This is a genomic window from Novosphingobium arvoryzae (genome assembly GCF_014652615.1).
In the GTDB taxonomy this organism is placed as follows: domain Bacteria; phylum Pseudomonadota; class Alphaproteobacteria; order Sphingomonadales; family Sphingomonadaceae; genus Novosphingobium; species Novosphingobium arvoryzae.
The window spans coordinates 40,435-51,842 of record NZ_BMZD01000011.1 but is presented as its reverse complement, the minus strand read 5'-3'; the positions used below and the strand labels follow the sequence as shown (position 1 = coordinate 51,842).

General features: G+C 65.2%; 10 protein-coding genes and 1 pseudogene. 2 read left to right on the top strand and 9 right to left on the bottom strand.

The window, feature by feature from the left end; translation table 11 throughout:
* Nucleotides 1-135 precede the first annotated feature (135 nt).
* A pseudogene (locus tag IE113_RS15160) lies at nt 136-1,201 on the top strand (IS110 family RNA-guided transposase); the annotation flags it as partial.
* A 149-nt stretch (nt 1,202-1,350) separates the two neighbouring features.
* Here the strand turns inward: IE113_RS15160 and IE113_RS15155 are convergent.
* The 7 genes from IE113_RS15155 to pepN form a co-directional block, all read right to left on the bottom strand.
* The gene (locus IE113_RS15155; RefSeq protein ID WP_189542988.1) at nt 1,351-1,611 is read right to left on the bottom strand and encodes a type 1 glutamine amidotransferase family protein; all 261 of its coding nucleotides are present in this window, start codon (nt 1,609-1,611) and stop codon (nt 1,351-1,353) included.
* A 112-nt stretch (nt 1,612-1,723) separates the two neighbouring features.
* A complete protein-coding gene (locus IE113_RS15150) occupies nt 1,724-2,260 on the bottom strand; it encodes an adenine phosphoribosyltransferase (protein WP_189542986.1) in 537 nt (178 codons plus the stop codon).
* An 86-nt stretch (nt 2,261-2,346) separates the two neighbouring features.
* The gene (locus IE113_RS15145; RefSeq protein ID WP_189542984.1) at nt 2,347-3,162 is read right to left on the bottom strand and encodes a cytochrome c1; all 816 of its coding nucleotides are present in this window, start codon (nt 3,160-3,162) and stop codon (nt 2,347-2,349) included.
* A gap of 26 nt (nt 3,163-3,188) precedes the next feature.
* Complete coding sequence (locus IE113_RS15140) at nt 3,189-4,469, bottom strand: cytochrome b (protein WP_189542982.1); 1,281 nt, start codon at nt 4,467-4,469, stop codon at nt 3,189-3,191.
* An 11-nt stretch (nt 4,470-4,480) separates the two neighbouring features.
* Nucleotides 4,481-5,047, bottom strand: coding sequence for a ubiquinol-cytochrome c reductase iron-sulfur subunit (gene petA / locus IE113_RS15135; protein ID WP_189542979.1), 567 nt, complete (start codon nt 5,045-5,047; stop codon nt 4,481-4,483).
* Nucleotides 5,048-5,286: 239 nt separating this feature from the next.
* Nucleotides 5,287-6,054: a peptidoglycan editing factor PgeF gene (pgeF, locus tag IE113_RS15130; RefSeq protein ID WP_189542977.1), complete on the bottom strand. Its 768-nt coding sequence runs from the start codon at nt 6,052-6,054 to the stop codon at nt 5,287-5,289.
* Nucleotides 6,047-8,656 carry an aminopeptidase N gene (gene pepN, locus IE113_RS15125; RefSeq protein WP_189542975.1) on the bottom strand — a complete coding sequence of 870 codons (2,610 nt, stop codon included), beginning with the start codon at nt 8,654-8,656 and terminating at the stop codon, nt 6,047-6,049. The genes pgeF and pepN overlap by 8 nt, the downstream gene beginning before the upstream one ends.
* A 59-nt stretch (nt 8,657-8,715) precedes the next feature.
* Between pepN and IE113_RS15120 the strand changes: the two genes are divergently transcribed.
* Nucleotides 8,716-9,513 (top strand): Rossmann-fold NAD(P)-binding domain-containing protein, encoded by a 798-nt coding sequence (locus IE113_RS15120; RefSeq protein WP_189542973.1) that lies wholly within the window; start codon nt 8,716-8,718, stop codon nt 9,511-9,513.
* Here the strand turns inward: IE113_RS15120 and IE113_RS15115 are convergent.
* Nucleotides 9,496-10,398, bottom strand: a complete 903-nt coding sequence (locus IE113_RS15115) for a DMT family transporter (RefSeq protein WP_189542971.1) — start codon at nt 10,396-10,398, stop codon at nt 9,496-9,498. The genes IE113_RS15120 and IE113_RS15115 overlap by 18 nt on opposite strands.
* The gene (locus tag IE113_RS15110; protein ID WP_189542969.1) at nt 10,395-11,390 is read right to left on the bottom strand and encodes a threonine aldolase family protein; all 996 of its coding nucleotides are present in this window, start codon (nt 11,388-11,390) and stop codon (nt 10,395-10,397) included. The genes IE113_RS15115 and IE113_RS15110 overlap by 4 nt, the downstream gene beginning before the upstream one ends.
* Nucleotides 11,391-11,408 lie beyond the last annotated feature (18 nt).

Here is an 11,408-nt window from a genome sequence, read left to right as displayed (position 1 = left end):
GCAGCATCAGCAGACCGTTGGGGTCAGCCTTCATGACAAAGCTGTCAGTGTTCTGTTCCGCCAGAAGCTTGAACAGGTCGGCAATGTCGCGGGGCCGAAGTGCCAGCGTGACCATCGGCTGCTCTTCTGCCTCACAGGCTACTTTCCGCGGGTTTCGAGCTGCGCCTGATTTCGTCGGTCGCATTGGCCCGGACTCGCGAAGCGCTTCACAATGGCTGGGACAAGAACGATTCCAAGGATGCCCAGGTCATCCTGCACATGCTGCGGATCGGTGCGACCCAGCGCTACGTTGATCCGCTGGCCGCCGGTATCAACGATTTGCAGGAGATGTCGAAGACCCATGAAGCCATTTCGAAGGCCAAGACCCAGACCTGGCACCGGATCCTCACGCACTATCTGCCGCTGTATTTTCCGGAGATCGAGCGCTTCGCCGGCAACAGTCGGTCTGATTGGTTCCTGGCTTTGCTTGAGCGCTTCCCCACACCCGGCAGCATAATCGCTGTTGGCCGGGAAGGTTTTACCAGTGAAGCCTGGACGTTGGTCGGCCGGAAGGTATCCAAGGCTCGGTTGATCAACGATATTTACGAGACTGCCTGCACATCCATAGCGCTGCCAGTCGACGAGGATTCCGTCGCGATCACGATGTTCCGTATGGTGATCGCACAGGCCCGAAGCCTGATCCAGCAGCGCAATGAGATTGAGCAAACCGCCCATGCAATGCTCAGCGAGAACCGCGATTACCAGCTGCTGCGCATGATCCCGGGGATCGGGCCGATCAATGCTCTGACGATCTTGGCCGAAGCTGGCGATCTGCGGCGTTTCAACCATCATCGCCAGTTTCTCAAGTTTTGCGGGCTCGATCTCGCCACCTGCCAGTCCGGGACATTCCGTGGGCGGACGAAGCTGTCAAAGTATGGCAATGCTCGGCTGCGACGGACTTTCTGGATGGCAACCCAGGTCGCCATCCGACAACGCGACAACAGCTTTCGCGATAAGCTCGGGCGCTATGTCGCCGGGCATCCCAACGACCCCGATCGACGCCGCAAGGCAATGACCGCACTCACCGCCAAGATGGCGCGCGTCGCACACGCCGTCATCAAGACGGGAACCGAGTACCGCCCGTTTCTCGAACGGGCGGACACCAGATGGAAGGACCCCTCTCTGTGGAGCCGTGAGGGCGCAACTGCGACCCTGTAGATAATGTTCGGGCCTTCCATCTGGCATCCGCATCTCATCTTAAGGACGGTGAGGACCACGCCCAGACCGGTCGATGGATCCTGTGTTTGCTATGGCCGAGAGCGCATTCCTTGACGATGGAAGCCATCTGGATCACAAAGACATCAGCGCCGATCACACTCGGCGCAACGAGACCTGCTGGCCATCTCCCGCTGCTGCTTCACCACATAGGACGTTGTCCATCGGCACATAGCGTTCGTCGGCACCGATCATCAGCACTTTCCAGCGTTTGCCCGTGTAGGGATGCGGATAGTCCGCGCCAGCGAGATCGGATTTGGGCGCGGTGAACTGGCTCAGCGAATAGGGCGAAGGAAAGAATGCATTGTCCTCGGCCGGATCAGGGGTCGGGCACTTGTCGTCAACAAGAGCTGGCATGGGGCACTCCACAAGAGGTTACGCGCCCGCTTGTTCGCACTTGGACCGCGCATGACAAGGAGGGAAATCCCTCAATGTCATAATGTTCCTGCGTCAGAGGATGGTTTCCGGTTCAATGGCCGGGGAAGTCCATCAGGGCACTGACAGCCACATCCAGCGCACGAAGCCGGTTCGCGCCGCCGAGATCCGGCAGGTCGATCACGAACAGGGCATGGTCCACCAGTGCGCCGGCACTCCGCAGCAACTTCACCGCAGCCGTCGCCGTGCCGCCCGTGGCGATCAGGTCGTCGATGATAACCACCCGCTGTGCCGACCCGATCGCGGTCGGGTCGACTTCCAGCGTATCGGTTCCGTATTCCAGTGCATAGTCGATCGACAGCACTGGCACCGGCAACTTGCCCGGCTTGCGGATCGGCAGGAACGGCAAGGCGAGCCGCGCGGCGACGGCCGCGCCAAAGATGAAACCGCGCGCCTCCATTCCGGCAATGGCCTCGGCCCGAGCGGCGGTGGCCTGCGTTGCCAGCAGTTCGATCGTGGCGGCAAATCCCGCGCCATCCGCAATCAGGGTGGTGATGTCGCGAAACAGGATGCCCGGCTTGGGAAAGTCCGGAACGGTCCGGATCAGCGCTTTCAGGTCTTCAGCGGTCATGCGGTTGCCTTGCTGCCAAAGAGAAACGCCCCCTGCACCGGGGTGCAAGGGGCGTGCTCATGTCCACCATCCGGCGGGACCAGGACTTAGTGGCCCTTCTTGTCCGCCCAGACGTTGCGATATGCCATGTAGGCCAGCACGGTCGTGAAGAGCAGGAAGCCCATCCACCACAGGCCGGTCTGACGGCGCTTTTCCAGTTCCGGTTCAGCAGTCCAGACGAGGAACGCCGAAACGTCCTTCGACATCTGGTCCACGGTCGCCTTGGTGCCGTCGCTGTACGTCACCTGGCCTTCGCTGGTGATCGGCGCCGGCATCGACAGGTTCAGGTTCGGGAAGAACCGGTTGTAATACAGGCCATCGGGCGTCTTGGCATCGGGGAACGCCTTGATCAGCTCGGCCGGCTGCTCGGAATAACCGGTCAGCAGCGAGTGGATATAGGCTGCCCCGCCGTGACGGGCCTTGGTGATCAGCGAGAGATCAGGCGGAACGCCCTTGCCGGCATAGGTCACGTGCGGGAACTTGTCCGAGGGCATGCCCGGTCGGTCCTTGAACTCGCCGGTCAGCGGGTCCTGCGCGTTGATCGTGTAGCTGGCGGCAATCGCCTTCACTTCGGCTTCGCTGTAGCCCAGCGCCGACAGGTCGCGGAACGCCACGTGCTTCAGCGAGTGGCATGCGGCGCAGACTTCCTTGTAAACCTGGAAGCCGCGCTGCAGCTGCTGCTTGTCGTACTTGCCGAAAATGCCGTCGCTGGCGAGCGAGAGCTTTTCCGGGTGTTCATAGAACGTGGCTTCGACGGTCTTGGCCGGGGGTTCCGTCACGAAGCTGTAGGCCCCGGTCCCGAAGGCCAGCAGCAACGCAAGCGAGAAGAACGCGCCGACGAGGATGGAGAAGATGCGGATCATGGGTCTCTCTTGTCCCTCGCTGGAGTTCAGGCCTTGGCGCCGAGCGCCGCCTGCCCGTCATGGCCGAGCACGCTTTCCGTGATCGAGAAGGGCAGCGGATCGGGCCGTTCGATCGAGGAAACGATCGGCACAATCACGAAGAAGTGGAGGAAGTAGTACAGCGAGGCGATCTGGCTGATCATCACGAACGGCTCTTCCGCCGGCGCACCGCCGCAGTAGGCCAGGATCGCGACGTCGAGCACGAGCACCCAGAAGAACTTCCGGTAAAGCGGACGATACTTGGCCGAGCGCACCGGCGACTTGTCGAGCCAGGGGAGGAAGAACCACACCAGGATCGCGCTGAACATGGCGAGCACGCCCATCAGCTTGGCCGGAACGATCAGGAAGTCGACCGTGAAGGCGCGCAGGATCGCGTAGAACGGCCAGAAGTACCATTCCGGAACGATGTGCGCCGGGGTCTGCATCGGGTTCGCCGGAATGTAGTTGTCCGGGTGACCCAGGGCGTTCGGCATGAAGAACACGAACGCGCTGTAGATCAGCATGAACAGGCCGACCGTCCAGCCGTCCTTCGCCGTGTAATACGGGTGGAACGGCACGGTGTCGCTCTTGCTCTTCACTTCGACGCCCGTCGGGTTGGTCGAGCCGTTGATGTGCAGCGCCCAGATGTGGAGGATCACCACGCCCAGGATTACGAACGGCAGCAGGAAGTGCAGCGAGAAGAAGCGGTTGAGCGCGGCGTTGTCGGGCGCGAAACCGCCCAGCAGCCATTCGCGCAGCGGATCGCCGACCAACGGGATCGCGCTGAACAGACCGGTGATCACCTGCGCGCCCCAGAAGCTCATCTGGCCCCACGGCAGCACGTAGCCCATGAAGGCGGTCGCCATCATGAGCAGGAAGATCACGACGCCTAGCAGCCACACCATTTCGCGCGGCGCCTTGTAGGAACCGTAATAGAAGCCGCGGAAGATGTGGGCATAGACCACCACGAAGAACGCCGAAGCGCCGTTGGCATGGCCATAACGCAGCATCCAGCCCCAGTTGACGTCGCGCATGATGTGCTCGGTCGAGTCGAAGGCAACCAGCGTGTTGGGCGCATAATGCATGGCCAGCACGACACCGGTGATGATCTGGATCATCAGGCACAGCCCGGCAAGGAAGCCGAAGTTGTACATGTAGTTGAGGTTGCGCGGAACCTCGTACCCGCCGCCGACCGCGTTGTAGACGAGGCGCGGGAGGGGAAGCTTTTCATCCATCCACTGCATCAGCGGATGGCTCGGCTTGTATTCGTTTGCCCAGGGGAAGCTCATGATGGTCTACCTCAGCCGATCTTCACGACGGTGTCGGACAGGAATTCGTATTCCGGAACCTGCAGGTTCAGCGGCGCGGGGCCCTTGCGGATGCGGGCGGCAACGTCATAGTGCGAGCCGTGGCACGGGCAGAAATACCCGCCGAATTCGCCCTTCACCTCGCCCTCGGCAACGCCCGACGGCACGCAGCCCAGGTGGGTGCAGACGCCCATCGTGATCAGCCAGTTCTCATGGCCTTCCTGGGTGCGTTCGGCCAGCGTCTGGGGATCGCGCAGCGAAGCCACGTCAACCTTGTCCGCTTCGGCGATTTCAGCCGGGGTCAGGTTGCGGATGAAGACCGGCTGCTTGCGGAAGATCGCCTTGATCGCCTGGCCCGGCTCGATCGCGCTGAGATCGACTTCGGTCGAGCTGAGCGCCAGCACGTCTTCCGAGGCCGACATCTGGCTGATCAGCGGGTAAAGCGTGGCGAGACCGCCGACACCGGCCGCGCTAACCGCAGCGATATTGATGAAATCGCGCCGACGGACCCCTTCCTCTGCAGCGAGGGTCGGAGTGTCGATGCCAGCATCTTCTGCCATGGTCGAACGTATCCTGCTTCTGCTGGTTTTCCCGGCAGCGCCCCTTGCGCAACTGGAAAACCATCCCAAATCCAACGCCTGGGGAGGCTTCGCGTACTTTCGAAACCGGCCCCCTGCATCAACCGCTTGCCCACGGCGCAACACCGCTCGAACTAACGATTTGGCGCGCCTGATAGACGCAAGGGTGGCATATGCCAACAGCCATTTTTACAAGATTCGTTGCGCCGCGCTCACGCCGCTCAGGGCAGGCCGATCAGCGATATCTGGCGGCCGTAGTTCGGCTCGGCCCGATGGGTTGCCCGGCGGAAGGAATAGAAGCCCGCAGCGTCGGGATAGGTATCCAGCCCCAGCCGTTCGACCTTGGCACAACCGGCCGATTCCAGCCGCGCCGCAACATAGCCTTCCAGATCGAACTGCCAGTGCCCCGCCCGTCCCGGCGCAAAGAACCGCACGATTCCATCGGCTTTGGCCGCGAAGCGCTGATAAAAGCCGTCATCCACCTCGTAACTGGCCTGCGCGATGCAGGGACCGACCGCCGCCACGATCCGGTCGCGGCGCGCGCCCAGCACCTCCATCGCGGCGATCGTGGAATCGGTCACACCGCCAACGGCGCCCTTCCACCCGGCATGGGCCGCGCCCACGACTCCCGCAACGCGATCGGCCAGCAGCACCGGGGCGCAATCCGCCGTCACGATGCCCAGCACCAGTCCGGGCCGGTCGGTCACCAGGGCATCGGCGTGCGGACGATCCGCATTGGGCCACGGCGCGACCACCGGGACACATGCGGCTGAGTGCACCTGATACACCGTCGCCAGGCGCGCGCCGGGCAGCACCGCTTCGACGGCCAGAGCCCGGTTCTGCTGGACTGCTCCGTCCGCATCCCCAGCCCCCAGGCCCACGTTCAGCCCAGCCACCAATCCCGTCGAAACGCCGCCCCGGCGCCCCAGGAAGCCATGCGGGATGCCCGCAAGCGCATCCGCGCGATGGACTGCGACCGGTTCAGCCAAGGCTTTTGCTCACTTGTTCGAACGTATCGCGCGACAGGCTGGGCGCGGCGAGAATCCGCTCCAGCTCGGCCCGCATCAGCGAGGCGCGGCGCGGCTCAATCCGCTTCCACCGGCCCAGCGGTGCGACGAACCGGGCAGCCGTCTGCGCGTTAAGCGGGTCGAGCGCCAGGATCAGGTCTGCGATCATGCGGTAGCCCGCCCCGCTGGCGGCATGAAACGCCTGCGGGTTCACCGCCATCGCCATGTAGAGCGCGCGGACCCGGTTGGGGTTGTGCAGCGTGAAATCGGCGTGCTGCGCCAGTGCCGCGACGTGATCGAGCGCTTGCGGGTGAAGCGACCCGGCCTGGAGCGAAAACCACTTGTCGATCACCAGCGCATTGCCGGCAAAGCGCTGGTGGAACGCGGCCAGCTTGTCATCCCGCAGCGGGGTTTGCAGGCCGCACAGCACCATCAGCGCGCCCTGCCGGTCGGTCATGTTATCGGCGCTGTCGAACTGCGCGGCGGCGAGCGTGGCCGCCTCATCCGGCGCGCCTGCGGCCAGATAGACCAGCGCCTGCGTCTTCAGCTTGCGCGCGCCGCGTGCCTCGGCCGACAGGCTGTAGGGCACCGCGCTGGCGCGGGCGTGCAATTCGCGCAGCTGGGCCTTCAGGCTCGCACCAAGGTAGGCCTTGAGCGATTCGCGCTCGGCATGGATTGTGCCGGGGTCGGCCACCAGCAGTTGCTCGGCCAGATAGGCTTCGCCCGGCAGGATCATCAGTTCACCGCGCATCAGGTCGTCCAGCGCGGGATCGGCAATGATCGCGGACAGCGCGCCGCGAATCGCCGCGCGGCCAGATTCGCGCGCTGCTGCGTCCAGCTCCCCGCCGACCGCCGCGACGAGGTGCTGGACGACCAGCTGCTGCATCGCCTCGTACCGGGCGAAGGAATCGTCATCGTGCGCGGCCAGGAACACCAGATCCTCGGCACTGGTATCCGCATCGATCGCCACTGGGGCAGAAAAGCCGCGATTGATCGACAGCACCGGGCGGCTGGCGAAACCGGGAAAGCGCAAGGTGGCTTCCGATTCGGTCAGCGTGACCAGTTGTTCGCCATCGTGCTGCCCGGTCTGCCGGTTGAACAGCGCGAGGCGCAGCGGGATGACCATCGGCTGCTTCTCGCTCTGGCCCGGTGTGGCGGGCACCTGCTGCGACAGGGTCAGCGTCGCGACGTCGCCACTGTGGTCCAGCCGCGCGGTGACCTTGGGCGTGCCGGCCTGCGAATACCAGCGGCGGAACTGGGTCAGGTCCAGTCCGGCCCCGTCCTCGATCGCGGTGATGAAGTCCTCGCACGTCGCGGCCTGGCCATCGTGGCGGTCGAAATAGAGGTCGGTGCCCTGCCGGAACCGCTCCGGTCCAGCCATGGTCCGCATCATCCGGATCACTTCCGCACCCTTGTTATAGACCGTGGCGGTGTAGAAGTTGGAGATTTCCTGGAACGCATCGGGGCGGATCGGGTGCGCCAGCGGGCCGGAATCCTCAGGGAACTGGGCCGAGCGCAGCACCCGTACATCCTCGATCCGCTTGACCGCTGCAGAGCCCATGTCGGCGCTGAACAGCTGGTCGCGCAGCACGGTGAAGCCTTCCTTCAGGCTCAGCTGGAACCAGTCGCGGCAGGTCACGCGGTTGCCCGACCAGTTGTGGAAGTATTCGTGGGCGACCACGCCCTCGATCCCGTCATAGTCCATGTCGGTCGCGGTATCAGGATCGGCCAGGATATAGCGGGTGTTGAAGACGTTCAGGCCCTTGTTCTCCATCGCCCCCATGTTGAAGTCCGACACGGCGACGATGTTGAACAAGTCTAGGTCGTATTCGCGGCCGAACACGTACTCGTCCCACTTCATCGAATCCTTGAGCGCCTGCATCGCGTGGTGGGTGCGGTCCTGATCGCCGTCGCGGACCCAGATGTTGAGCGCCACCTGGCGGCCGCTGGAGGTGACAAACGTGTCCGAATTGGCGACCAACTGCCCCGCGACGAGCGCAAACAGGTAACTGGGCTTGGGCCAGGGATCGTGCCATTCGGCCCAGTGGGTACCATCCTCGCCATCGCCTTGCGCAATGCAGTTGCCGTTGGACAGGAGGATCGGGAACGCCTGCTTCGGCCCGCTCATCCGCACGCGGTAGACCGACAGGACATCGGGCCGGTCGGGGAAGAAGGTGATCCGGCGGAAGCCCTCGGCCTCGCACTGGGTGCAGAGCATCCCGTTCGAGGCATAGAGCCCCATCAGCTGGCTGTTCGCCGCCGGGTTGATCGTGGTCGTGATGGTCACACGGTGCGCGGTGCCGGGCAGGTCAACCAGCAGGTCCGCGCCCTCCATCCGCCAGCCGCTGACCGGCTGGCCATCGACCAGCACCGCCTGCGCGGTCAGCCCGTCGCCGTGCAGGCGCAGGGTGGCAGAGCCGCTGCCGGCGGGGTTGCGCCGGACATCGAGCATCGCCGTCACCTGGGTCGATTCGAGGCCCAGTTCGAACGCCAGCGCGACTTCCGGCACCAGCCATTCGGGCGGGCGATAGTCTTCGCGGCGGATGATCGGCGGCGGGGCGGCGGGGGAAACGGTGATGTCCATGGCGCTGTTACTAGGCCGGGGAGTTGGTGTTTGCCAGATGGGGCGCTATCGAAAGCACCATGAAACGCCTGTTTATCTTTGGTCTTGGCTACACCGCCAGCCGCATTGCCGCTGCCCTGACGCGGCAGGGCTGGGAAGTGATCTCGACCGGGCGCGACGGGACGCTGGCGTTTGACGATTCCGGCGCGGTGCGGCTGGCGCTGGCCGATACGGGGCACGTGCTGTCGTCCGTCCCGCCGGGGGCCGATGGCGATCCGGTGCTGGATACCTATGGCGATGCGCTGGGCGGCAAATGGCTGGGTTACCTGTCCTCGACCGGGGTCTACGGCGACACGCGGGGCGCCTGGGTGGACGAAACGGCACCGACCGGCACGGGCCGCCGCACCGCGCGGGCTGGCGCCGATGCCCGCTGGCTGGCGCTGGGCGCGCGGGTGCTGCGCCTGCCCGGAATCTATGGTCCGGGCCGCAGCGCGCTCGACCGGGTGCGCGAAGGGCGGGCCCACCGGATCGACCTGCCCGATCAGGTGTTCAGCCGGGTGCACGTGGATGACATCGTCTCTGGCACGCTGGCCGCGCTGGAGGGAGCGGCAGGGGCCTACAACCTGGCCGACGATGAACCATGCAGCCAGAACACGGTGATCGAACATGCCTGCCGCCTGCTGGGCATCGCCCCCCCGCCGCTGCAGACGATGGACGAGGCCGCGCTCAGCCCGATGGCGCGGGCCTTCTATGCCGAGAACCGCCGGGTCGCGAACGGCAAGGCCCGGCGCGAGCTGGGCTGGGCCCCGCGCTTTCCGACCTACCGCGAAGGGCTGGCCGACTGTCTGTTATCGGACCGGCTACTTGCGCCCCGATAGCGCGATGAGCAGGCCGATCATGGCCAGCACGGCACCCCCGCTCGCCAGCAGCGTCCACTGATAGCCTTCAAAAAAGGTCGACAGCGCCATCGCCACCACTGGCACCGCCACGCTGTTATAGGCCGCCTTGCCCGGCCCCCAATCGCGGATCAGCGCGAAGTAGAGCGGGAAGGTCACGACCGAACCGACAATCGCCAGATAGGCCAGCCCGGCCAGCTGGCGCGGGCTGGCGTCGAATACCGGCGGGCCGGCGACAACCCACGCGAATACCCCGTCGGCGATGGTTCCGAACACCATCGCCCAGCCGATCAGCACCACCACGCTCTGCCGCCGGGCGCGCTCGGTCGCCTGCATGACATTGGCAATGGAAGCGCTGAGGATTGCCCCGCAAGTGAGGACGATCCCGGTCAGCACCGCCGCCCCGCCCGCCGGGGCGGCGCGGTATTCGTGAAGCAGCAGCAACGCGATCCCGACCAACGCCACCGCCGACCCGGCAATGAACCGCCCGCTGACTTCGGCCTTCACGAACACCCGCGCGAGCAGGGCATTGGGCACCATCAGCAGCGCGAACAGCACCGCGACAAGGCCGGAGGTGATGAAATGCTCGGCCTGATAGACGAACTGGAAATTGGCGAAGAACTGGAACAGCCCCATCGGCGCCGCCAGCAGCATCCCCTCGCGCGAGAGCAGCAGCCGTTCGCGCCGCACCAGTGCCAGCGCGAACATCCCCAGCGCGGCCAGTGCAAAGCGCCAGGTCACCGCCCAGGCGGGCGGGACAGCGCTGATCTGGTCCTTGATCACCAGCCAGGTCGAACCCCAGATGAGCGTGATCAGGATGAACGCCGCAATCGCGCGGGCCTGCGATGTCTGAGGAGCAGCGCTCACAGGCTGGCAATCGCGCGGGCCAGCGCCGCGACGTGCGCGGGATCGCTGTTCCAGGCGGTGACCAGCCGCGCGGCGCCATCGCCCCAGTCATAGAAGGAAAAGCCCTGCGCCCGCAGCGCCGCGCGCTCCGCCTCGCTCACGGTCAGGAAAATCTCGTTCGCCTGCACCGGATGGAGCAGGCGGTCGCCCGCCACGCTGGCGATTTCCTGCGCGGCGGCATTGGCGGCGCGGGCATTTTCCAGCCACAGGTCCCCCTCCAGAATCGCCAGCAGCTGCGCGGCAAGGAACCGGCCCTTCGATTGCAGATGCCCGGCGCGCTTACGGCGATAGCGGGCGACATCGGCCAGCGATTCGTCAAAGAACACCAGCCCTTCCGCGCTCATCCCGCCGTTCTTGACGCAGCCAAAGCTGAGCGCGGCCGCGCCCGCGCAGGCTTCCCACGGCGTGCAGCCAAGGAACGCGACGGCATTGGCGAATCGTGCGCCATCCACATGCACCGGCAGACCGCGCCCGGCGGCAAAGGCGGCAATCCCGGCCATTTCCGCGGGCGTGTAGACCCGGCCATATTCGCTGGCCTGGGTGATCGAAACCGCGTGCGGCTGGACGCGGTGCACGTCGGGGCGAATCGGATCGAGCACGGCGGCAATGCTGGCCGGAGTCAGCTTCGCACCCTCGCCATCGGCCAGCAGCAGCTTTGCGCCGTGGGTATAGAACCCCGGCGCGCCGCCTTCGTCCATTTCGATATGCGCCTCGCGGTGGCAGACCACACCGCCGTGCGGGGGCACCAGCGTGGCCAACGCCAGACAGTTCGCCGCCGTCCCCGTCGCCACCCACAGCACTGCGCAGGGGCGGCCGAACAGCGCGCCGAACGCATCGTCCAGCTGCTGGCTGAGCGCATCGTTGTCATAAGGCGGGGCGGGCGCGTCGGCGGCTTGCAGCGCGGCCCAGATGCGCGGATGGACCGCAGCGGCATTGTCTGACAGGAATTGCATGGCATGGTGCATTGATCC